The 22,481-nt window shown below is 36.1% G+C and carries 18 protein-coding genes and 1 pseudogene; 16 read left to right on the top strand and 3 right to left on the bottom strand.

Translation table 11 applies throughout. The features are described from left to right. Positions 1-335 precede the first annotated feature (335 nt). The 13 genes from BGO42_RS04375 to BGO42_RS04435 all read left to right on the top strand — a co-directional run bounded on the left by BGO42_RS04375 (position 336) and on the right by BGO42_RS04435 (position 11,706). Positions 336-1,109, top strand: a complete 774-nt coding sequence (locus BGO42_RS04375) for a toxin-antitoxin system YwqK family antitoxin (RefSeq protein ID WP_273246534.1) — start codon at positions 336-338, stop codon at positions 1,107-1,109. Next, positions 1,093-2,307, top strand: a complete 1,215-nt coding sequence (locus BGO42_RS04380) for a hypothetical protein (protein WP_273246533.1) — start codon at positions 1,093-1,095, stop codon at positions 2,305-2,307. The genes BGO42_RS04375 and BGO42_RS04380 overlap by 17 nt, the downstream gene beginning before the upstream one ends. After that, a complete protein-coding gene (locus tag BGO42_RS04385; RefSeq protein WP_273246532.1) occupies positions 2,282-2,629 on the top strand; it encodes a hypothetical protein in 348 nt (115 codons plus the stop codon). The genes BGO42_RS04380 and BGO42_RS04385 overlap by 26 nt, the downstream gene beginning before the upstream one ends. A gap of 22 nt (positions 2,630-2,651) precedes the next feature. After that, positions 2,652-3,107 (top strand): hypothetical protein, encoded by a 456-nt coding sequence (locus BGO42_RS04390; protein ID WP_177736184.1) that lies wholly within the window; start codon positions 2,652-2,654, stop codon positions 3,105-3,107. Then, positions 3,104-4,225 (top strand): type II secretion system F family protein, encoded by a 1,122-nt coding sequence (locus BGO42_RS04395; RefSeq protein WP_177731308.1) that lies wholly within the window; start codon positions 3,104-3,106, stop codon positions 4,223-4,225. The genes BGO42_RS04390 and BGO42_RS04395 overlap by 4 nt, the downstream gene beginning before the upstream one ends. A 72-nt stretch (positions 4,226-4,297) precedes the next feature. Beyond that, entirely contained in the window at positions 4,298-4,732 is a 435-nt protein-coding gene (locus tag BGO42_RS04400; RefSeq protein ID WP_273246531.1) for a type IV pilin protein, read from the top strand. A gap of 7 nt (positions 4,733-4,739) precedes the next feature. Next, positions 4,740-5,222, top strand: coding sequence for a prepilin peptidase (locus BGO42_RS04405; RefSeq protein ID WP_273246530.1), 483 nt, complete (start codon positions 4,740-4,742; stop codon positions 5,220-5,222). Continuing rightward, complete coding sequence (locus tag BGO42_RS04410; protein WP_273246529.1) at positions 5,219-6,622, top strand: GspE/PulE family protein; 1,404 nt, start codon at positions 5,219-5,221, stop codon at positions 6,620-6,622. The genes BGO42_RS04405 and BGO42_RS04410 overlap by 4 nt, the downstream gene beginning before the upstream one ends. A 3-nt stretch (positions 6,623-6,625) precedes the next feature. Then, positions 6,626-8,539, top strand: a complete 1,914-nt coding sequence (locus tag BGO42_RS04415; protein ID WP_273246528.1) for a type II secretion system protein GspD — start codon at positions 6,626-6,628, stop codon at positions 8,537-8,539. After that, positions 8,539-9,729, top strand: a complete 1,191-nt coding sequence (locus BGO42_RS04420) for a PilN domain-containing protein (protein WP_273246527.1) — start codon at positions 8,539-8,541, stop codon at positions 9,727-9,729. The genes BGO42_RS04415 and BGO42_RS04420 overlap by 1 nt, the downstream gene beginning before the upstream one ends. Next, positions 9,722-10,246: a hypothetical protein gene (locus BGO42_RS04425; RefSeq protein WP_177731321.1), complete on the top strand. Its 525-nt coding sequence runs from the start codon at positions 9,722-9,724 to the stop codon at positions 10,244-10,246. Before BGO42_RS04420 ends, BGO42_RS04425 begins: the two co-directional genes overlap by 8 nt. After that, positions 10,230-11,189, top strand: coding sequence for a hypothetical protein (locus tag BGO42_RS04430; protein ID WP_273246526.1), 960 nt, complete (start codon positions 10,230-10,232; stop codon positions 11,187-11,189). Before BGO42_RS04425 ends, BGO42_RS04430 begins: the two co-directional genes overlap by 17 nt. A gap of 4 nt (positions 11,190-11,193) precedes the next feature. Continuing rightward, positions 11,194-11,706, top strand: coding sequence for a hypothetical protein (locus BGO42_RS04435; RefSeq protein WP_273246525.1), 513 nt, complete (start codon positions 11,194-11,196; stop codon positions 11,704-11,706). Between the two features lie 219 nt (positions 11,707-11,925). On the opposite strand, the gene BGO42_RS04440 is transcribed toward BGO42_RS04435, so the two are convergent. Together BGO42_RS04440 and BGO42_RS04445 are read right to left on the bottom strand one after the other, a co-directional pair. Further along, a complete protein-coding gene (locus BGO42_RS04440; RefSeq protein WP_273246524.1) occupies positions 11,926-12,999 on the bottom strand; it encodes an ankyrin repeat domain-containing protein in 1,074 nt (357 codons plus the stop codon). A gap of 869 nt (positions 13,000-13,868) precedes the next feature. Continuing rightward, positions 13,869-14,051 (bottom strand): annotated as a pseudogene (locus BGO42_RS04445) (type I restriction-modification system subunit M N-terminal domain-containing protein); the annotation flags it as partial. Between the two features lie 551 nt (positions 14,052-14,602). Here BGO42_RS04445 and BGO42_RS04450 point away from each other — a divergent pair. Together BGO42_RS04450 and BGO42_RS04455 are read left to right on the top strand one after the other, a co-directional pair. After that, the gene (locus tag BGO42_RS04450; RefSeq protein WP_273246523.1) at positions 14,603-15,292 is read left to right on the top strand and encodes a DUF4339 domain-containing protein; all 690 of its coding nucleotides are present in this window, start codon (positions 14,603-14,605) and stop codon (positions 15,290-15,292) included. 111 nt (positions 15,293-15,403) lie between these two features. After that, positions 15,404-19,267, top strand: a complete 3,864-nt coding sequence (locus BGO42_RS04455) for a protein NO VEIN domain-containing protein (RefSeq protein WP_273246522.1) — start codon at positions 15,404-15,406, stop codon at positions 19,265-19,267. 180 nt (positions 19,268-19,447) lie between these two features. On the opposite strand, the gene BGO42_RS04460 is transcribed toward BGO42_RS04455, so the two are convergent. Further along, on the bottom strand, positions 19,448-20,506 hold the full coding sequence (locus BGO42_RS04460; protein WP_273246521.1) for an HNH endonuclease domain-containing protein: 1,059 nt from the start codon (positions 20,504-20,506) through the stop codon (positions 19,448-19,450). 266 nt (positions 20,507-20,772) lie between these two features. Between BGO42_RS04460 and BGO42_RS04465 the strand changes: the two genes are divergently transcribed. Continuing rightward, a complete protein-coding gene (locus BGO42_RS04465; RefSeq protein ID WP_273246520.1) occupies positions 20,773-22,395 on the top strand; it encodes a recombinase family protein in 1,623 nt (540 codons plus the stop codon). Positions 22,396-22,481: the final 86 nt, after the last annotated feature.

Raw genomic sequence — 22,481 nt, forward strand, 5'->3', positions numbered from 1 at the left:
GAATTCCCTTCGCCACCTTTTAGTTCATCATCTTTTTCCTGTCCCTGGAAGCCATAGCGGTAATTTTCGTTAGCTGCGTGACGATTCGGTACGAGCATCCCGAAAGGATAGTAATCATATCTTTGTAAAAAGCATATTTATAAGAACTTATAGGTTTAATTTTGATCTGCAAAATCACCAATTATGGTAAAAATGAGCCCTTTCAAAAGTAAATAAAAAAATAGTGCGAAAATGACAAATGGTTAAATTTTAGAAATAATATTCTCACGAAAAAGGTTTTTTCTGGTTTTTGAAAAAGTACTATATTGCGACGATTAAAAAAATAATTGAATCCCTTGAAAACAAAGACTTTATTTCGTTTTTTTTGCATATCCTTAGTAGTAATATTCTTTTCTTTTACAGATCCGTATCTGATAAAGCGCGTTTCCGATGCGAACTTCCGCTATGAATTCTATGTGACGGATAAAAAAGTAAAACCCAAATCGGAAAAAACCTACTATTGGTTTAAAGGAGGAGCCATACATAATGCACAAGGCGGTACAGCTGGTGAATTGCTGGATGATGCCTTTACTAAAATGTACCACAGCAACCAACTGGCAGAACAGGGGCAATTTGAAAAAGGACTAAAGATAGGTTTGTGGAAAACCTGGTATCCGAACGGAACATTGGAAACAACTCAATACTGGAGCAGTGGTTTGAAAACGGGAAACTTTTACCGCTATGATGATAAAGGAGTGCTGATTGAAAAAGGATATTATAAAAGCCATATCAAACACGGGGAGTGGATTGACCATATCAAAAAAGATACTACCGTTTATAAAAACGGAAAAGTATTTGTGGCGCCTCCCAAGTTGACCAAAGAAGAAAAAGCAAAAGTAAAAGAAGACGAAAAAGTAGCAAAAGCTGCTAAAAAAGCTCAGGAGAAACTGGACAAAGAAAAAAAAGCCCTTGAGAAAGAAAATAAGAAAAAGCAAAAAGAGCTGGACAAACAACAAAAGGCGAATCAGTCACAAAGAGTGAACCAGCCACAGGAACAAAAAGAAAGTTTCTTTAAAAGGCTGTTTAAGAAAAAAGAACCAAAAGAAAACACGAATGGTAAAGGCGCATAGTCTTTTATATGCGGTTTATATTTGCCTGATTGTATCCATAATCTGCGGCGCATTGCTGTATTTCTCCGGTTTGTACAATCAGCTGAATTTGTATTACAATTTACAGGAGGAATTATACATTCATAACCAGTCGGTGGTGAATTATGCTTTGGGGAATAAACTGGCTACAGAGGAATTTCCGGCAGACGAAGCCTCCGGAGTTCAGGGAAATTATGAAGTAAGACAATACGGATTACTGAATGTGCTGCTGGCAAAAACATCCCTAAGGAATGATACCGTTGTTTCGGCGCATATTGTAGGAAGCTATTCCAATGATAAAACAGCGATTCATTTGGCGAACCTTACCAAATCGCTTCGCTACTCGGGAACGGTCAGGCTGAATGGCGATAATAAATTACCGTCAACATTTATAGAAACGTCGTATCTCACGAACAAAGCAAGCCAGTTGACGGTTACCGGGAAAAATACTGTTTCGGAGATCAAACTTCCGGAGATCAATGAAAACTTTAAGAAGATCTTTGAAGGAATCAAAACAGAAAAAGTAGCCTTATCCCAGTTTGAAAAAACAAAAGACTCCCTGTATTTCAATTCCTTTCTGAAAGAAACTAAAGAAATACTATTGTCGAATACGCTCCTGGCCAATGTTATATTCAAAGGGAATTTCGTACTTCGTTCGAATGATTCGATAGTGATCAGGAAAAATACGGTTTTGGAAGATGTCATACTGATAGCCCCGAAAATAACTTTCGAGGAAGGATTTAAAGGAACGGTTCAGGCTTTTGCAACCAAAAGAATAGAACTTCAGGAAAAAGTGAATCTGCAATACCCGTCTGTAGTTTGCGTGTATAACGACACGGAAGGGGAGAGTAAGCTCAAAATAAAAAAGGAATGTAAAATAGAAGGCGCAATAGTCCTGTTTGGAAGCTCGATATTGACAATCAATAAAAACATTATGGAGCTTGATGAAAAAAGTTTTGTACTGGGCGATATCTATTGTACCGGAAAACTGGACTTAAAAAGCAATGTACGCGGTTCGGTGTACACCAACTATTTTTTCTATAAAAACGGTTCTTCCGTCAATGATAATATGATTGTAGACATCGAAATAGATCCTTTAAAGCGGCCGGAGTACTTTATGGCGATTCCGTTATTTGAGGCTAAAAAAAATAATTATGGCGTTATTAAAAAAGTATTGTAATATTCCGGCAAACTCCATTCTGGAATCCGTAATTGCGCTGACAATAATTTCGGTATGCCTGTATATTGCGATCACGGTTTATGCCGCGGTATTTACACCGCGCACATCTGCCAGGTTTTACAATACCCAGAATAAAGTCAATGAAATGTTTTATCTGATGCAGCTGCAAGGAGATTCTCTGCAATATGATAGTGAAGATAAGAACCTTGAAATAGAGGAAGAAGTCGTTAACCCCGGAGTGAAGAAAATATTCATACAGTATAAAGACAGTACTAATTTCAAATTTGAAAAAAGTTTTTACATACAAAGCAGCGGTGAATAAAACACAATTACAGGCCTTTTCAATGATAGAGGCCATTGTGGGTATGGCCATTACAGCAATTATCATGAGTCTGATATTTGTTGTTTTTTCTATTGTCACCGAAAGACTGCTGGATTTTAAAAACCAGAACCAGCCGGTAAACGATCTGAACCGCCTGACGTATTCGGTTAATAAAGATATTTTCGAAAATGATAAAATGCAGATCCGGCAGGAAGAACTTGTTTTTACCGGATATTCGGGTGAACTGGTCAGATATAGCGTTCAGGAAGACTATGCTTTACGCACCAAAGGTGAGTTTGTTGACACATTTAAAATTCAGATAAAAGAAATGGTCATGGATTCTGTCTTTAGTCGTTCAAAACGATTGGCCTTCCGGAAACTGAAAATGAAGCTGGAAGTCAGCGAAAAAGAAATGGGGCTGAATTTTTATAAGCAGATTTATGCTAACGAACTATTACAAGCAATACAGGAGAAATGAGTTTTGATTTAAGTACCTATAAAAAAGAAAAAACGGAGAAAAAGGATTTCAGGATCGAAACCGGTCAGCTCCAGTTCTCAAAAAAACTATCCGATAAAAAGAAAGAAGTTTTCTATCGGGAATTGGGTATGCTTTTAAAGTCCGGGGTAGATTTTAAAAAAGCACTGGAAATTCTGAGCAATCAGTCCAGTAATAAGCTGGAAAAAGAAATCATTATCGAAATAAAGGATAAAGTAGTAGAAGGCAGGAGTATCTATGAATCCATGAGGGAAACCAAGCAATTTTCGCCCTATGAATATTACAGTATCCAGATTGGGGAAGAAACCCGGAAACTGGAAGAAGTTTTAACCGAACTGCAAAAATACTTCAACCGGAAAATCCAGATGCGCAGGCAGATCGTTTCGGTATTGACCTATCCGGCGATTGTAATGTGTGTGACCATACTGGTATTGTATTTTATGCTGAATAAAGTCGTGCCGATGTTTAGCTCCGTTTTCAAACAATTCGGAAGCGAGCTGCCTAAAAGCACGCAGATCATTCTTAAGATATCGAATCATTCCGGAACCATTTTTACAATAGTGGCGATTGTGATTGCGGGACTGGTTTTAATCCATGTCCTCCTGAAAGGTAAAAATAGCTACAGGGCTTTTACGACCAACATGATTTTAAGAATACCCTATTTTGGAAGCCTGATCCGTAAAATATACATATCCAGGTTCTGTCAGGCCATGAACCTGCTGATAACCTCAAAAACAACGCTCATCAATGCGCTGTCGTTAACCTCCAAAATGATCGGATTCTATCCGATTGAAATTGCAATTGAAGAAATCAAGGAGGATATTACCAGAGGGGTTTCGCTTAGTGACAGTTTAAAGAAACACCATGTTTTTGAAAACAAAATGGTTTCCATGGTTGAAGTGGCCGAACAGGTTAATCAGCTGGATACCATGTTTGAACGACTGGCCGAACAGTATAATGAAGAGATCAGTCACCAGACAAAAATGATTGGAGTAATCCTGGAACCGATGATTATTATTGTAATTGGCGTTATCGTTGGGGTGATCATGGTATCGATGTATGCGCCGATGTTTGATTTAAGTAAAATAATAAATAATTAAGAATCATCTCATTAATGTTTGTATTTTTGCCGCCGTTAATTAACACTTTTTAATAAATAAAATAGTATAAAGATGTTTACTACCACAAAAAAATATCTTCAAAAAATAAAGAAAGCCGCTGTTAAAGCCTACTCCTTAACGGAGATTCTAATCGTTTTGTGTATCATCGGAATTTTATTACTGATGGTATTGCCCAATCAGACCTCGGTAATCAGCCAGGCCAAGGCAATTGAAGCACAGGCAATGCTCAATCAGGTATATGGCTTGCAGAAAAGTTATTTCTACAGACACTCAAAATATTCCAACAGTTTGGAGGAATTGGGCTTCGAACAGGAAAAAACCGTTCAGGAAGGTGGACAGGCTGTTTACAAAGTTGAAATCATTGAAGCGTCAAACGATTCTTTTATGGCAAGAGCGACCTCGGTTTCCGATTTGGATGGCGACGGTAATTTCAATACATGGGAAATAGACAGTAAAAAAGTGCTCACAGAAGTGACAAAAGAATAACGTGTATATGTTGCCGGGAGTATTACTATGCTTATTGCTGATGGTTTTTCAGGACTGGAAAAACAGGACCATTCACGTGGCTTTACCGCTGCTGGTCTTTGTATTGTCTTTGCTGTTGATAAAACAGGAATATAGCAGCGTGTGGATGATAACGGCCTATAATGCCGGTTTCTTCCTGATCACCTTTGTGATATTAATACTCTATATGAGCTGGAAGAACAAACAGTTTTTAAACCCGTTTGAACACTATTTCGGACTTGGTGACCTGCTGTTCTATTTAGCAATAACACCCTTATTCCTGCTTAAAAACTATGTGGTCTATTTTATTTTTTCCATGCTGTTTTCCATAGTACTACAATTGGGATTAAAGAAAATCATGAAACACAGGACAATTCCTTTGGCTGGCTTTGCATCCCTTTTGCTATTGATACTGATGGCAGGCGATCTATTTTTAAATTTTTATAAAATCACATTGATACCCAGAATATGAATGATATAATGGTCAATCCGAATATACAGCATATTATTTCAAGTGATATGGCAAATCATTACAGGGTTTTACCAAAAACTGTAAATGAAAATACAATCGAATTATATATTGATGGTTCCCACAATCATCAGGACATAAAAGACGAACTGGAATTGTTATTGGGGAAACAGATTTCATTTGAAATTTCGGATGCTTCCGAAATCGAAAAAGCACTGTCCATTCATTACCGGAAAGAACGTCATACCAGTAGTAATAAATCCCTGAATATTGAAAAAGGCGATTTCCTGGAAAACCTTTTAGAAGAAGCAAAATCCCTAAAAAGCAGTGATATTCATTTTGAGGTTTATGAAGAGTCGTCCCGTATTCGTTTCAGAATCGACGGTCAGCTTATCGAACGCTACAAGGTAGAAAAAGATAACTACCTGGAATTAGTGAATAAGATCAAGATCAAGTCCAAGCTGAACATTACCGAAAAGCGATTGCCGCAGGACGGAAGGATTACCAATGAATCATTTGATATCAGGGTTTCCATATTGCCGACCTTATTTGGCGAGAAAATCGTAATGCGTTTATTGGGTCAGGATGCCTCAAATATTGATCTGAACACGTTAGGACTGGAAAAAGAAGAACTGAGAAGTTATCTGGAAGCGGTAAAAAAACCAAACGGGATCATCCTGATCAGCGGTCCTACAGGTTCCGGTAAAACCACTACGCTGTATGCCACATTGCGATTGCTCAATGATTCCAAAAGAAATATTGTAACGGTAGAAGACCCGATCGAATATACCTTAAAAGGAATTAACCAGGTACAGCTGAAAGAAGATATCGGACTGACATTTGCGTCGGCCTTAAAATCGTTCCTGCGTCAGGATCCCGATGTCATTATGCTCGGGGAGATTCGTGACTCCGAAACCGCATTAATGGCAATACGTGCCTCATTAACGGGCCACCTTGTGTTGTCCACAATACACACCAACTCTGCAATCGGGACAATTTCCAGACTTGTAGATATGGGAGTGCCGTCCTATCTGATTGCGGAAACGCTCAATCTTTCGGTAGCACAGCGGCTTGTTCGGAAACTTTGCAATGACTGCAAAAAAGAAGCTGTTTGTAATAAAGAAGATTTTCCGTCCCATTTCGAATTTCCGTATGAAATCGAAACCTATTATAAACCGGTTGGCTGCAACAAATGCTACCATACCGGATACAGAAGCAGAAGAGCTATTTATGAAGTTTTAAATATTAACCATAGTGTTTCCGAATCGATAAAAAACAATACCATAGCGCAGTTTTTGGGTAATGATGAAAAACACAAATCATTATCTGAAAAAGCCTTTGATATATTAGCCGAAGGAGAAACTTCATTAGAAGAAATATATTCTATTTTAATTAACGCCTAAGAAATGTTTAAAAAGACCGTTTTTTTAATTATAAGTTTATTAATCACAGGATTACTGTCGGCTCAGGATATTGAGCTGGAAAAGAAATTTGACGAATTAGCCAAACAGAAAAAAGGACTGAACGAAATTATAAAAATTGATGTTTCAGGCTTAACATTACACGACTTTATTCTCTCCATTGCCGAAGAACATCAGTTGAATGTCAGTGCCGAAAGTGATCTGACCCAATCGGTTGTAAACAACTTTTTCGATGTAACGGTAAAAGACGTGTTCCTTTTCCTGGCGCAGAAATACGATCTGGAAGTTGGTTTTATGAGTAATATCATCACTTTCAAGAAAAGAAAAGAAGTGAAGATCATAGAGCGGAAACAGCCTAAACTGGTCGATGTCAGCTATAACCCTCAGAACGATTTCCTGTCGGTGAAATTGGAAAACGATTCACTGCCGTCTGTTGCGAAGGCGATTATTGATAAATCCAGTAAAAACCTGATCCTGGCACCGGATGTTAAAGGCCTTAAGGTATCTTCCTATATCCTGAACCGCCCGTTCGACCAGGTAATTGAAATGATGGCCAAGTCAAATGATTTACTGGCGACCAAAGATGAAAACGGTTTCTACTTTATTGAAAAAAATAAGGATGCGAATAGCGGTGCTACCGGAAATACTTATGGCAGTAGCGGTCAAAAAACCAAACAGCCCAAAGCATCGGTCGGTGCAGCCGGATATTATGAAGTTGACCTGAATAAAGCCGGATTTTTAACGGTAAAAGCCTATGTTGCCGATGTTTCCGATTTGATTACCGAAGCGGCAGAAAAACTGCATGTAAACTACTTCCTGTACAACAAGCCGGAAAATGAAAAAACAAGTTTGTCGGCAGACAATATCACGTTTGACGACCTGTTGGAACATGTTTTTAAAGGAAAGAAATACATTTACAGAAAACAGGAAAACCTGTATCTGATCGGAGAACACGCTACAGAAGGATTGCGTGCTACAGAACTGATCCCGCTCGAAAACCGTTCCATAGAATCCGTATTGCCGTCATTGCCGAAAACGTTCTCCGAAAAATTAGAGATTAAAGAATTTGTGGAATTAAACGGACTTATCGTTTCCGGTTCCAGAAGCGCTATAGAAGAGCTGAAAGTATACATGAAGCAAATTGATAAAGTGGTTCCTTTGGTTCAGATTGAAGTGATCATTGCGCAGTATAATAAATCATACGACATACAATCCGGGATTAAAGCGGGGATAGACAGTAAAAATATCGCGCAGACAGGCGGTACATTATACCCGTCGGCAGATATGACCGTTAACGGATCTTCCGTTAACAGTTTGATCAATGCCTTTAACGGATTCGGACTTTTTAAACTGGGGAAAGTAACACAGTCGTTTTATATGAACTTGAAATTACTGGAAAACAACTCCATTGTGAAAATTGAGTCCACACCTAAAATCGCAACAATCAGCGGACATGAAGCGAAACTGGCAATAGGGGAAACCAGCTATTATTTTGAACAAAACAACCGATTGCTGACCAATAGTATTGGAAACGATATTTTACAGTCCGGTACGTGGAAATCGACCGATGCAAACCTGAGTGTTTCGATCAAGCCGTTTGTGTCAACAGACGAAAATGTAACGCTGACAATATCTGTGGAAAAAAGTTCTTTCTTAGGTAGAGCGGGCGATACGGCACCTCCGGGTAAGGCAACGCAGAAATTTGAATCCTTGGTGCGAGTGAAAAACAACGAAATGATTTTGTTGGGAGGTCTGGACGAACTGAAAAAAGAAAACTCCGGTTCGGGTGTGCCGTTGCTTTCCCGTATTCCGATCCTGAAATGGTTTTTCAGCAGTAGAAAAAAAGGTAAGAACGATTCGAAGCTGCACATTTTTATTAAACCTACCATTATTTACTAATGCTGCCGATACTGTCTAAAATAATAAAGATTAACAGTCTTAATATCGTTGGGGTTTCCAAAACGGAAAACGGTGACGTTTTTAACCTGCTTGTTGTAAAACGAAAAGGCAATAAAATCGATATCGTGGCAACGGAAACCTACGATTCTTTTGACGGTTTGGAGAAAAAGATAGATGCCAAATTACCGGTTATCATCGTGGTCGACGGGAAAGGTGTTTTGAATAAGAAAATCGATTTTAATAATGAAGCCGATGTAAACTGGCAGAAAAACGTCGATTATAATGCGATCTATTTTACAGCCTATAAGACCGGAACAAGCAACTATATCAGTTTTTGCAGAAAAAATGCCGTTGAGGAAGTCCTGCAAAAATTTATAAACCATAAATTGCAGGTAATAGATGTATATGTTGGTGCTTTCCTGACAGTGCTGTTGCAGCCCGCTATTAACGAAAAGAAAATACTTTCCGGCGATTTGATGCTGGAATTTGAAGATGCTGAATTTGTTGGCTTTACGAAGCAGTTTGCGGAAATACCGATGAAACTGAAATACAAGATCAACGAAGACCAGATAAGCAGTGATTTTGTACCGCTTTATGGTGTTTTGGTTCATTTTTTTCTGCGGCAAAAAGAAGTTACAAAAACAGAAAGCGATGCCTTAAATATTGAAGAGATCATCTATAAAAAGGCCTTTACGCTTTTTGGAGCGGTAATGCTGGTCGGGTTTCTGCTAAGCCTTTTGGTGAGCTATTTCCTGATACAGTATTACGGGACTAAAAATGCCGAATTGAACCTTCAGAATGTCTATTCCAACCAATCGTATCAGTTGGTGCTGGATCTGGAGAAACAAAAAGAGAATAAACAGAATATTCTCAGAGACTCGGGATTTTCCTCTTCAAGATTCTTGTCTTTTTATTCGTATGAACTGATTAAGATCATTCCGGGCGATATATTGCTTAACGAACTGAATATAGTGCCGGTGGTCAAAGAGATTAAATCGAATGAAAAAGTATTGTTCGATCCGGGAACCATACTGTTAAAAGGAGAAACCTATAATGAAACCTCTTTTAATAATTGGATGAGCAGTTTGAAGAATGTAAAGTGGATTAAAAAGTTTGAAATAACAACTTTAAAAAAGGATAAGAAAAACAAGTCCCAGTTTGAAGTGAAAATTACGATTAAAGATGTTTGAGAATTACTCGTATAAACAAAAATGCGGTGCTTTAATCGTCATTTTTATAATGCTGTCCGTGACGGCTTATAAGCGGTCTTTTAGCTCACTGTTCCAGGTGGTAAAAGAGTATAAAGAACTCTCGGCACGTGTGGGAGATATTAATAAAAAGGCAAAGAATGCCGATGAGTTAAGACGCGAAATTGCCTATCTGGATCAGATGCTTGGTAAAGAAGGTGTCACAAAAGAAATGGTGCAGCAGGGAATGGTTAGTTTTGCAACACAGTCACAGCCGCATGTTTCCATAAATGAGCTGGCGCCGATTCATAGTTTTGCTGATGAAAATTATACGGTTTATACCAATCAGCTGGATGTCGTTGGGAATACCAACCAGCTCTTGCAGATGGCTTACGACTTTGAAAAGAAATACGACTATTCCAGAATGGTTGGAATGAAATTTTTTGCGACAAAAAAGAATAATAAAGAAGAAGTTTTACATTTAAAAATGATATTTCAAAATTATGAAAACAATAAATAAAATTATCATCGTACTATTGGCTGTTTTTATGTCTTCCTGTGAAGATATTTTGGAAAAAGATATTTCGAACAGTTCGGTTCAGGCTACCTATCCTTTAAACGGAGCGGTTATTCAGAGTAACGTCGTTAATTTTCAATGGAACAAAATGGATGGTGCGAAAACCTATCGTGTTCAGGTTTTTGATATGAACCAGTCGCTGATCGCAGAAAAAGAATCGGAAGATACGCATTTAGAGCAGGAATTGCCGTCCGGTCACTACCAGTGGCGTGTGCGGGCAGAAAATTTTGCGTACCAGTCGCAATATACCTTTCCGATAGCGTTCTCAACGGAAATTTCGGAAGACTTAACGAATCAATCGGTGATTTTATCAAGTCCGGACATTGATGCCTATACGAATTTGACAGCCCTGACCCTTAGCTGGCAAAGCCTTCAGGCAGCCACACACTATGTGGTTGAGGTGATCAATACAACTACCGGTCAGTCGGTATATTCAAATACAAACCAGACAACAACCATAGTGCAGTTAAATAATGTTGCTTTATCGGCAGAAGGTGTTTACCAGTGGAAAGTTCAGGCGGTAAACAGTGATAACGATACACAAACACAATACAGTACCCGTAAGTTTTCGATAGACCGTGTGAATCCGAACCAGCCGCAAAATGTAGCGCCGGCTAATAATGCAACGTTAACCGTTAACCAGCAAATCACCTTTTCGTGGACTATTCCTCAGGATTCCGGAACGGTTCAGTCGCCTATAAGCTATGTGTTGCAGTTTTCAGACAATGTTAACTTTACAAATGTCACACAGCAGTTCGATGTGAGCGGTACGACATTACAGCAAACTTTTACGAATCCCGGAACGTATTACTGGAGAGTTAAAGCCAAAGATAAAGCCGGTAATGAAGGAGTGTATAGCGGAGGATATAAATTTGTTTTAAACTAAGATCATGGCAAAGAAGAAAATAAATATTGTGTTGATTATTGTTGTTTTGGGGCTTTGGGGAACCGTAGGCTATAAGGCGCTTGCGCAATATTTTTTTTCAAATGAAACGGTCGAGGCGAATAGTGTTGCCAGTTATAGCAGCAGCGGAAGACAGGTTGAACGGGATACTTTTGTGCTGGAGAAAATCCACCGGGATCCGTTTTTAAATAAAACGCTGGTAAGAAGTGAAAGTGTCGCTGTTGCCGGTACTATAAACAGAGGTGTCAAACGACACACTGCTCCTGTGAAAACAGTTGTTGAAAAACCAAAGGAAATTAAAAACTGGCCTTCGGTTGCTTATTACGGTTTTATCAAATCGGGGGAGAAAAAAGATGAACTGGTAATGCTTAAAGTAGGGAACAGTATTCACCGCCTTCGAAAAGGACAGGAGGTGGAAGGACTGGTGCTGAATAAAGTCTATAAAGATTCTGTAGAATTGAGCTTTAATAAAGAAAAGAGAATGCTGAGAAGAGGATAAATACTCATAAAAATGCCCTGTATTAACTACAGGGCATTTTTTTTGGATGTGTTCTGAAAAATAAACCCTGAATGTGAAACATTCAGGGTTTTGTATCGACTGAAGTACCAATATTGAACCGATTCTAAGCCGATCTTGAACAAATAAAGGCACTTAGAAACGCTTTCGCGTATAAATTAGAATTAATGCACTTGCAAAACCCTTGTTGGCTGTAGTTATTTAACGGTTATAATCTGTTACAGTAAGACTTTTAGGAATTGGATTATTAAGTACCCACTTTACTCCTAATTCACTCATTAAATATATGTTTTCAGTATTTCTAGCTTTCACTTCACTTGTAATAATAGCCAGTTCTTCTATTTCTTCCTGGGAAAGTTGATTTTCTTGCTGAATATATTTGAAATAACTGTCCACCATTTTTTTAAATTCAATGTCCCAATTACCGCCTCCGTTATCTAATAATTCCCGGGCTACTTTTCCTGTGATACGAATAACTTCTCCCTGTACGGTTTGGGCAGCACCACGTCCGGGAACCAAAAGCTCCCATAATTCTTCGTGTTGCTTCTGCCAGGTTGTAGCTTTGACAGTAATAGGCGATTTGCCGTCATACACTATCCGTCTTGGGACAGGTTCAACCTCAAAGATGCTGTAAAGTTCATCTAAATCATTGCTTATTTGTTCCGTTGATTCATCATAAAAATTCGGTCTGTGTTGTTCAAACGTTTTTCCGATTTCAGTAACGAACCCTTTCATTTTTTCTGTTTTCTGAGCACCAGCGTTCAATAATATTTTGGAAATTTCAAGGGTATCTTTTATATCGATGTTACAACAAGACCTTAAAGTCAGCTCCAACGCTGTGTAATCTCCTCTTTTTTCTCCATAACCGTCCGAAACTAAAGCCTCAATTTCTGCGCCGTATTCTAGCAGTATTTTTATGTTCTCCGTGTTATGGTTTTTTGCTGCACAATGTAACGCTGTTCCTCTATGGGTGTTTGTGTTTACGTTTGCTCCCAATTCTAATAAACTCCTGATGTTGCCCGAAAAACGCTTCCCGGAACGCTCCTGAAGCGGGGTATAGCTATAGTCATTAAGCGCCTCTATGTCTGCTCCTTGTTCAACCAGCCATTTGGCTAATTCGTGCGGACATTCTGCAAATGACAACGCAGTTCCTTTGCTGTATCCGCCACGGGCTTCTATCTCGCATTTGTCAAATAGTTGAATGAGTTCTTGAATGTCTCCTTTCTTTAGAAGTTCCTCAAAGTCTTTCGGTAATGTTTTTCTTTTTTTTGCCATATCGTTTTTTAATTACAGCTAACAGTTCGGCAGCTTGGCGAAGTGGCGGATAAATTGGACGGGAAGTTCAATTTGCCAGAAACGCAGGAGCCGTTGACTAAAATAATAAAAAAGCCAAAGAGAACAGTATTGGTGACAAAAAAATGTGCAAACTTTCAATTTTTCCAAAACCTGCCATTTTTCCAAACAGCTTGTTAGCTGCCGTTTCTTATCGTTTCAATATTTTTGTCATTGTATGGCTAACGATATTTTGAAAAAGAAACTTCTCAAAGATATTTAATCTTTATTGAGGACTATTTTACGAAAAAGAAAATGGTTCAATCTGCAAATATTTAAATAGCATCGTTTACCTAAAGAAAATAACCTTATTGGGCATTAGAGGGCAAAATGAATTTTTTGAATTCGTTTTTGTTTGTAAATCAGTGTGTTGTGTGGTTCGATTCCTGTCAACCTAGTTGCTGGGAAGGTAGTTTAAAAATGATTGAAAAATCTTGTTTTTTTATTGTAACTATTTGAAATATAGTAATTTGTGTTTTGCTGTTTTAGTTCGATACGGAGAAATGGTGATTTTTGAGAGAAAGAGAATTTTAAATCAATTTTACTTTGTGAATTATTGATTTTCAGGCTGTTGTAAACAAAAAAAAGCTCCAAACATAGTTTGGAGCTTTTGTACCCACTGTGGTACAATTATCGAACCGATTCGAAGTCGATCTTGGACAAATGGAGTCACTTTGGGACAATATTCTGGTTGAAGGAGGGGAGGAGGTGTTCGATGTACTGTCAAGTTCCGAGGTAATGAAGTGAAAAATTACTATTATTTATTCGAGAAATTGGTGTTTAAAATTCAATTCCGGGATAAATTTATCCCGGAATTGAATTTTGTCTTGTTGTAAAATGGGATTAGCAAAAATTTCCATTTTTTCAGCCAAATACTTATAGAAAATAAATCCTAGAATGTAATCACGGAACTCATCCGCGTTCATTTTTCCTCGTAACGTATTGGCAATATTCCAAAGCTGTTGCTCTAATATTTTTTTCTGTTCTTCTGACATTAGAAATAGCGTTATTTAATTCAGGATTTTTTACCCTCAAAGAAACGTTAAAATAATAAAGTTTTATTTGACGGTACTATGGATTCCCATACAAAAAATAAATAACAATTAAATTTATTTTAGACTATATAGAAAAACGTGTTTATACTCCCTTTGGTACAAATATCAAACTGATTTGTAGTCGATCTTGGTCAAATGGAGATATTTGAAATAATCAATATTTTGGTTGGAATGGAGGGGTGAATTTTCGAGGTATTGTCAAGTGCCAATGTGATGTGTTAAAAATAATTGCAATCTCTTCAAGAAATAGCTAGCTCTAATTTGAGTTTGGGATGAATTTGTGAGTACTATTGAAATAAAAGGAATAGATACGATTAGAAGGATCTAGTGTTTATTTTTTGTTTTAAAAATCGTGTAGTATTTCTACTTAATTAAATTACCTATTAATACTGATTTTAAGTGGTTTTCTGGAAAACCAGAATGTTGTACTGATTTTTATTTTAAAATTTACGTTGCTAAAACTATATTATTTTAAATAAAATTGTCTGGATATGACAGAATACTTTTTACATGATGGGGTAAATCAATTAGGACCTTTTCTGATAGATGAATTAGAATCAAAAAATATTACAAAGGATACACCTGTTTGGCATGAAGGGTTGGACGATTGGAAAAAAGCAGGTGAAATAGATGCTTTAAAATTGATATTAAACAAAAGGCCTCCTCAATTTCAAAAGCAAGATATTCAACCTCCAATCCATAAAACTAATGCCGTTATAGAAAATAATAAAGGGCAATCATTCAATCAAATAAGAAAAATTGGTTTTGTTATTTTATTGGTTTTAATCGTAATTTTTGTTGTTGACAGAATCAATTACCAAAGGAATCAGGATAATCGGATTAATGAACTTGCACATGAGGAAAATATTAAGGCATCAATAAGGGAGAATATAAGGAATTATGTTACAGCTGGAAATAGTAATTATCAATACAGAGCGATTGGAGGAATTTCAGATTTAAAAATTTTTGTCACCAATGGAACTAACTATTTGCTGGATAATGTTAAGGTTAAAGTAAGCTATATTAAAGCTGATGGGAATGTCTGGGATTCGAAAGTAGTTGATTTTAACATTTTACAGCCATCATCGACAACTACTATAGATCTTCCAGATACCAATAGAGGGACTAGTGTGAGATATGAGATTGTGTCGATTAAATCATCAGCATTGGGTTTGAATTAAAGATGGTAAATCTATATTAGGGAATTTGTTGATTATATGTAGTATAATCTAGTACAGCAATTAGTATATGATAATAATTCTCCAAAGAAAAATAATAAAAAATAGAAGGTTATGCATAAAGAATTAGTCGATAGAATACACAAAGAGAAAGCGAAAAACGATAGCAATTCGAGAGATCTTGCTAGTACACTTAATGTATTGTCTAAAACAGTCTTTGGTGAAGTAAATCGTTTCATTTTTGAATTACTACAAAATGCAGATGATTCCTCTTCTGACGAAAATCCAATCAGTGTTGAATTTCAATTGCTGGAAAATTATCTTGTTTTTTCACACGATGGTAAACACTTTACGAAAGAGGATGTTATGGGAATATCAAGTATAGGTAGCCGAATTAGTGATAAAGATAAAAATATAGAAAAAACAGGATATAAGGGAATAGGTTTTAAGTCTGTCTTTGGGACATCTGATTATGCACATATAGTATCAGGAGGCTTTTCTTTTCGGTTTGATAAAAATTTTGAGGGTTATACTGATCCCGAAGAATATCCGTGGCAGGTAGTGCCGATTTGGACGGATCAACCTGCGGAAGAAGTTAATGGGGTCTGTAAGCCGGAAAGGGTGAATACAATTATCCGTATTAGTGATCGGCAAAAAATTAAACAAGAAATTATCAATGTTTTTGAAGATTGTCAGATTATTCTTTTTCTCCGTAAAGTAAAAAAAGTAGTATTCTTTGATGGAGATAAAAAAATATTTGAAGTGTCAAAAAATACCTCTGAGGGAGTGGTAGCTTTATATAATAATGGTAAGTTAGAAAGCTCTTGGATATTTAAAATAATGGATTTACCAATTAGTGATGAGTTGTCGAAAAAACTGGATCAACTTTCAGATACTGAGTGCCCTCGGAAATTAAAAGAAGCAAAAGCAACCAAGTTAACTTTTGCTGCTCAAGTAAATGGTCAAAATATAATACCAGTTGATAAAGCTGTTATTTACTCATACCTGCCAACAAAAGCGCAAAAAGGTTTTTGTTTTTTAATAAATGGGGACTTTCTTACAAATGCTGAGCGTACGGAACTTATGCCTAATATTTGGAATGAATTTTTATTTGAAGAAATTGCCAGATTACAATTGGAATGGTTTTACGAGTTGCGAAAAACACTATATCGCTTTGATGTGCTCAAATTGTTGAAAGGGAAGTACCTCTACCCGAGCTCAGGAATAGAAATTGAATACAATAAGGGACTTGAGTTTGCGGCGTCCACCATAGATTTTTTGCCGAAGCAAGCTGATGAAAAATATACCCTTGTAATAACCAATGGAGTAGTAGATAGTCTGCGTTTTTCAGAGTGTTTTAATCCGACATTAATAACAGAATATCTTGATATACATTATACACATAGTGTTATTGATATACGATTAAAAAATCAAGATTCTTTAATCGCTTTAGGTGCTCAACAATTTACTTTTTCGGATCTGCTCAAACTTATTGGTTGCATGACTATTGATGATGTAGAAGGAGCTATTGATATTATTGGATTTTTCTATAATAATACGTTTAATGGTCAAAATCCAACTTGGTTGACAAAATTGGAGGAGGCTACTTTTATTATGGATGATTCTGGACAATATAAAACTCCTAAAGAAATTTTTATTCCGATACAAACGGAGATTGCTGACATAAGCTTTGAGGGACTTCATTATGTACACCCGAAAATTTTAGCTCGATATGGAAAGAACGAAGAGTTAATGTTGTGGCTGCAAGATTTAGGAGTTCGAGAGCCTACGGATTTAGAGATAGTACGAAAAGCCATTATACCAATGATATTAAACGATGGTATAGATCATGAAAATGTATTAGGAGTTACACGTTTCATTTTTAAAGTATATCAATCCAAATTACTTTCTGATACAGATTACGATAATTTGAAATTACTAAAAGTGTCTACGTCAAATGGTTTGAAGGCTCCTCAATATAGTTACTTTTCTGATTATTACAATCCTGAAAAAAAATTATCAACGATACTACCGTACGCAAACTTTTTGACTGAGGACTATGTTGAAAGCCATGAAGATTGTGTAATGTTGAAAGCTTTTTTCAAGAAGATTGGTGTACGGGAGAATATTTCTATTGATCTTATCGAAGAAAAGATTGAAAGACAAGACTTCGAACGGAGATATCCAGATGCAACCGCATACCTTAATTGGCTGGAGAATATCGAGGCCTATCCTAAGTTATATCATTCTTATCGTTATAGTGGACAACATTACATACAAAATCATACTGAAATTGAATTTAAGAAAAATCTACAGGAAGTTATATTTGCTAAGTTCTTTTGGGCAAAAATGCTAGATAGTTGGGATCTTTTAATAGATAAATGTATAAGAACATATTATTATCGTCTTGGAGGATATGATGTTGTACCCAGCTATATTCAATATTATGTTCAAAATTTTGAATGTATTCCTTGTACAGATGGGAAGTGTTATAAATCAATTGATGTTTTTGCTCCATCACTAAAATCAATTATTGGGAATCATTTTCCTGTGGCGGATTTTCCTGTGGCGATGACGGTTGGACAAATAGATTTTTTTAAATTCAAAAAAAGTTTTAGCGCTGAGGAATGTTTACAACTCCTAGATCTAATAAGTTCTCATCCTCTTGATAGTGATACCAATAAACAATTATCTTTAATATATGATCAGCTTATAAGTCAGCCTACTGATATAGTTCGCTCTTTAAAAACGAGAATTACTGAGTGGAAAGCCAATGCTAAATTGCTGACTATTGACAATATTTTTCAAGATGCTAGTGATCTGTATATTTATGCTGTACATAATGTACAACCGCCCTTGGGAACTAATAAATTTCTAAAAGTTGCATCAAGATCAAAAGATGAAATAAAAGCTTTGTCTGATTTTTTAAGTATTCCAATGATTACTTATGACATGTTGGAATTTGTTCCCATTAACATTGTTGAGGATGCTGAAATACAGCGAGAATTATCACAACGAGTACCATTCCTTGCGCTCATTTGTTCTAAAAAAAGTACCGAGAACTATGGTAAAGTACTTTCTCGGATTCGAATAGAACTCCAGAACACAAAATTTATTAATGCAGAATCGCTTAGTCTGGTTTATAATGATCAAGGGCAATTGATTGTGGATTCTAAAGTTGATTGTTGGCCAGGGCGGTTTGGTGAATTTTATTTCACTGGTAAATGGGATTCTCCAATTACCTTATACAATCTCAGTAATAGTTTATGTGGTTTTTTGAAATTGGATGGTATGGAAAGAGAGTTCGGATTAATAATGAAGCTTCAGCCTAAGAAGATTCGTGAATGGCTTTTTGGACAAGGATATCCTGTAAATGAAATTTCCGAGGAAGACGATTTGTTTACAAGTGATGCTGCCGAAGTTTTGGAAGAAATAATAGGCGATGAAAATTCTTTTACTGATTTAGAAAAAGTTTTAGATGATATTTTTACACCGGAAGTAACTGTAGATGATATTGATTTTAAACAGGTTGAAATTGTAGTGAATAATTTGAAGCAAAAAGAGGTCAATACTACCAAGATTTATGCGCCAATTGAAAGTTCACAAGTAAAAATAGATATAGGAAAGTGGTCTGAAGAATATGTGAATAAGTACCTGCTTGAAAATTCTGAAATTTTTACAGAAATAACTTGGTATAATGAGACTTCAGAAAGTTATCTGCCGTATGATTTTACAGTAAAGGAGAATGGCATTGTAAGATATATTGAGGTGAAAGGAACTCCATCGCTAACTAAAGAGATGATCAATCTATCAGCGGAAGAATGGAAACAAATGTTCGTCCATGGTGATGATTATTCTATATTCAGAGTCTATGGTGCTGGAACGATTAAAAGTAGGTTGGAACGAAATGATAATATTCGGAGTGAAATAGAAGTAGGAAAATTATTGAACTTCCCAATAGAAATTTTTCTTAGATAAATAACTGGTGTAAGGTTCTGCATTACTGTTTTGTAAAATACTGAATAATTCTTATAAATGTTATAATCTATGATGTGTCTTTTATTTTGATGCTTTAATGTAAAAATAAAAGTGTGTTATAGTATTTAGAAAATAAAAAAGGTATCATTGATGTTGGCTAATTTTAAAATTTAAAGAATATCAAATATATTGAAACCCATTATTGTGTGCGATTGTAATCAAAGGTTGAATTACCTCCTTGTGTCTAGTATAATCAAAACGAATCGTGTTGTCCATTAAAGGGAAAATACTTACATACTCTTCAAGAAATCGGTTTTTGGGATGATGGTGGTTAATGATTTCAAATCCTATTTTTTGAATGTTAAAAAAACGATCATAGTGTTTTTCTAATTCAGGAAGTTTATCGCTTTTAAAAGAATTGTACTGTGTGTCTATCGGAACAAGATTCCATATTAGATCGTGTGTGACGAAAGCATATGGGACAAAATGATCCAGGGCATATTTATCGATTTGTAGTTTTTTATTTGTATAGATACAGTCAATCGTGCCTAATTCGTTAAAAATAATGTCCCAATAATTTTTCCGTTGTTTGATCAGAGAGCTACGAACAGCAGGCTTTATCAATTTACCTTGTATGTTGGGAACGTTTGGATTACGTGTCTGAAGGAATAAAGACAAATTCCAATAGCAAAAATCTTTTAGTATCCTGCCATTCTGTTTGATGTAAGATGCCCATTCCGGATTTATTTTTATTTGATCATCAAAAAGAGCGTATAACGAGTGATTCGCAAATGTTTTTGATTCGGAATAAATCCTTTTGCGATATTGAGTGTCATTCTCAGTATTGATTTTGGGAAACCAAGGTGATAAGAACCAATGAGGTACGTTTTTGTTGAAATGGTTTAATGATTTTACAGTAATAGGATTTTGACTCTCACAAAGTTGCTTTAAAATGTTGTTTTTTGCAGTGTCTATTGCGATTTTTTCTGTGATGATAATTGTGTTTACTGCTTGTTGTATAATATCCTGTTGTCCAAAAGAAATATGAAAGTAGTTTACGGTGTACCATGCGTTGCTGATCATTCTGGCAAACAGTTCTTTTTTGTCTAAATTCAATCGATCTTCCTCTATTGCTTCAACGATGGCGATGAGCCAGTAAAATTTGTATGTTGCTGAAGTATTATTAAAAGCAGATGCTAATTTTGAAATAGGTAGCTTTTCGGAAAACGGTAAACTCATGTTACTCTTTTGGTATAATTTTTTGTAGTAATTGTCTTTTGTCTAAGGTATTAAAATTAAACGATCAAGATATTCTGAATAAAAAATAATATCTTTACAATTCTATCCTTGTAAAAATTCTATCCCCTAAAAATATCGATTGGCTTTTTGTGCTCTTTTAACTTTTAAGGCATAAAAAGAGCTAGCCTTTAGTATTCAATAATGTTGTAAGAGCAGTCTGCTTTTGCAATGATATTGTTTTTGTTTCATTATGTAAAACATATTATATGCCGACAGCAATTTTATATATCAGGGTAAGTACGGGAGCGCAAGCGGCCAGAGGGTATTCACAAAGAAGTCAGTTGGATAGACTTGAGAAGTATTGCAGGGATAATAATGTCAAAATATATGATACGGTTTATGAAGATTGTTCTGCAAAATCGTTCAATAGGCCAGAATGGAAAAAGCTTTTCAGCTTGCTTAAAACCAAAAAGACTGGTGTGGATATGCTGTTATTTACCAGTTGGGATCGCTTTAGTAGAAGTATAATCGATTCGTATACGATGATTGAAAAGCTTAAAGCGCTTGGTGTAAGTGTGCAAACAGTAGATCATCCGGTTGACTTTAATACTGTGGAATCTAAATATCGATTGGCAATACATTTTGCGGAATCAGAAGCAGAAAATGCCAGATTGAGTGAAAGGGTTAAGCGAGGAATATTAAAAGCAAAGCAAGAAGGGAAGTGGATCGGTAAAGCTCCGTTGGGTTATCAAAATAGACAGACCAGTAATGGAATGAAATATATAGCATTAAAAGAACCGGAGGCTAAATTGCTGAAGAAAGCTTTTGAGGAAGTAGCTAAAAACATATTTAGTGTAGGGGATGTTTACAGTCAAATTGTTTCGGAAGGTTTGCAATGTAGTAGGAGTAATTTTTTTCGATTACTAAAGAACCCGATTTATTGTGGAAAGATTAGAATCTCCGAATCGGATACCGGAAGAGAATATGATATTGATGGGGTACATGAGCCACTTATTTCATCTGTACTATTTGAAAAAGTTCAGGAAGTGATTGAGATGCGTCAGCGAAAAACATCAAAAAGAAAAATAATCTGTGAAGAACTCATATTAAGAGGGTTTTTATCCTGTCCGGAATGTGGTAAAAGCCTAACAGGAAGTGCTTCGAAAGGGCGGTCTAAGAAGTATCATTATTATCATTGTCATCCGGGATGTCATTTCCGTAGAAGAGCGGATGAGGTAAACCTCCAGTGTGTTGAATTTCTAAAGAAACTAAAAGCAAATGAACCCTATGCTGCTTTGGTCGGAATGATTCAGGAAAATATCAAGACTGCATCCGATCTAAAAAATGAAGCAGAAAGAGCTCAAAAGGCTTCCATGGTAGAGAGGTTTTCAGACAAAATGGTTAATGCGCATGATTTGTTTGTAAAAGGAGATATCGATTATGATGATTACCTCTTAATACAGTCCAATTGTAAAAGACAAATCAAAACATGTGTTGAAGAAGTGCAGCAGTTAGCTGTACTATCGAAAACAGTACCCTTCCAAGAAGTATCGTGTATTCTGGATAAGCTGTATGATTTTTACAAAGAAGCTTCGATAGAAGTCAAGAGGGAGTTTATTAGCTATATATTGCCGGAAAAAACGACTTTGTTAGAAGGAGGATTTGATGAAATGATCAATGAACCCACAAGAATAGTTTTTAATATCAAGAGTTCAAATCCAAAACAAGGCGATGAAGACAATGGGGCAGGCTCTTTTCAGGTAATGGATGAAAAGTATTTAGCCTTTATTGAAGATTATTTTACGGAAAAGAAAATGGCTCAACCTGCAAATGTTAAAAATATAGTCATCTTCCTAAAGAAAATAACCTTGTTGATCATTAGAGGTTAGGTTGAAGTGTTTTTCATTGTACTAATTTCCCTCATCACATAAGAGAATCAGAAGTGAAAATGGTTTTAGAATTAAGCCATGATATG

Source organism: Flavobacterium sp. 40-81 (assembly GCF_001898245.1).
In the GTDB taxonomy this organism is placed as follows: Bacteria; Bacteroidota; Bacteroidia; order Flavobacteriales; family Flavobacteriaceae; genus Flavobacterium; species Flavobacterium inviolabile.

Excerpts from the sequence above, each read along its gene's own strand:
- BGO42_RS04380 (WP_273246533.1), top strand. The coding sequence starts at position 1,093 with ATGGTAAAGGCGCATAGTCTTTTATATGCGGTTTATATTTGCCTGATT.
- BGO42_RS04385 (WP_273246532.1), top strand. The coding sequence starts at position 2,282 with ATGGCGTTATTAAAAAAGTATTGTAATATTCCGGCAAACTCCATTCTG.
- BGO42_RS04390 (WP_177736184.1), top strand. The coding sequence starts at position 2,652 with ATGATAGAGGCCATTGTGGGTATGGCCATTACAGCAATTATCATGAGT.
- BGO42_RS04395 (WP_177731308.1), top strand. The coding sequence starts at position 3,104 with ATGAGTTTTGATTTAAGTACCTATAAAAAAGAAAAAACGGAGAAAAAG.
- BGO42_RS04400 (WP_273246531.1), top strand. The coding sequence starts at position 4,298 with ATGTTTACTACCACAAAAAAATATCTTCAAAAAATAAAGAAAGCCGCT.
- BGO42_RS04405 (WP_273246530.1), top strand. The coding sequence starts at position 4,740 with ATGTTGCCGGGAGTATTACTATGCTTATTGCTGATGGTTTTTCAGGAC.
- BGO42_RS04410 (WP_273246529.1), top strand. The coding sequence starts at position 5,219 with ATGAATGATATAATGGTCAATCCGAATATACAGCATATTATTTCAAGT.
- BGO42_RS04415 (WP_273246528.1), top strand. The coding sequence starts at position 6,626 with ATGTTTAAAAAGACCGTTTTTTTAATTATAAGTTTATTAATCACAGGA.
- BGO42_RS04420 (WP_273246527.1), top strand. The coding sequence starts at position 8,539 with ATGCTGCCGATACTGTCTAAAATAATAAAGATTAACAGTCTTAATATC.
- BGO42_RS04425 (WP_177731321.1), top strand. The coding sequence starts at position 9,722 with ATGTTTGAGAATTACTCGTATAAACAAAAATGCGGTGCTTTAATCGTC.
- BGO42_RS04430 (WP_273246526.1), top strand. The coding sequence starts at position 10,230 with ATGAAAACAATAAATAAAATTATCATCGTACTATTGGCTGTTTTTATG.
- BGO42_RS04435 (WP_273246525.1), top strand. The coding sequence starts at position 11,194 with ATGGCAAAGAAGAAAATAAATATTGTGTTGATTATTGTTGTTTTGGGG.
- BGO42_RS04440 (WP_273246524.1), bottom strand. The coding sequence starts at position 12,999 with ATGGCAAAAAAAAGAAAAACATTACCGAAAGACTTTGAGGAACTTCTA.
- BGO42_RS04450 (WP_273246523.1), top strand. The coding sequence starts at position 14,603 with ATGACAGAATACTTTTTACATGATGGGGTAAATCAATTAGGACCTTTT.
- BGO42_RS04455 (WP_273246522.1), top strand. The coding sequence starts at position 15,404 with ATGCATAAAGAATTAGTCGATAGAATACACAAAGAGAAAGCGAAAAAC.
- BGO42_RS04460 (WP_273246521.1), bottom strand. The coding sequence starts at position 20,506 with ATGAGTTTACCGTTTTCCGAAAAGCTACCTATTTCAAAATTAGCATCT.
- BGO42_RS04465 (WP_273246520.1), top strand. The coding sequence starts at position 20,773 with ATGCCGACAGCAATTTTATATATCAGGGTAAGTACGGGAGCGCAAGCG.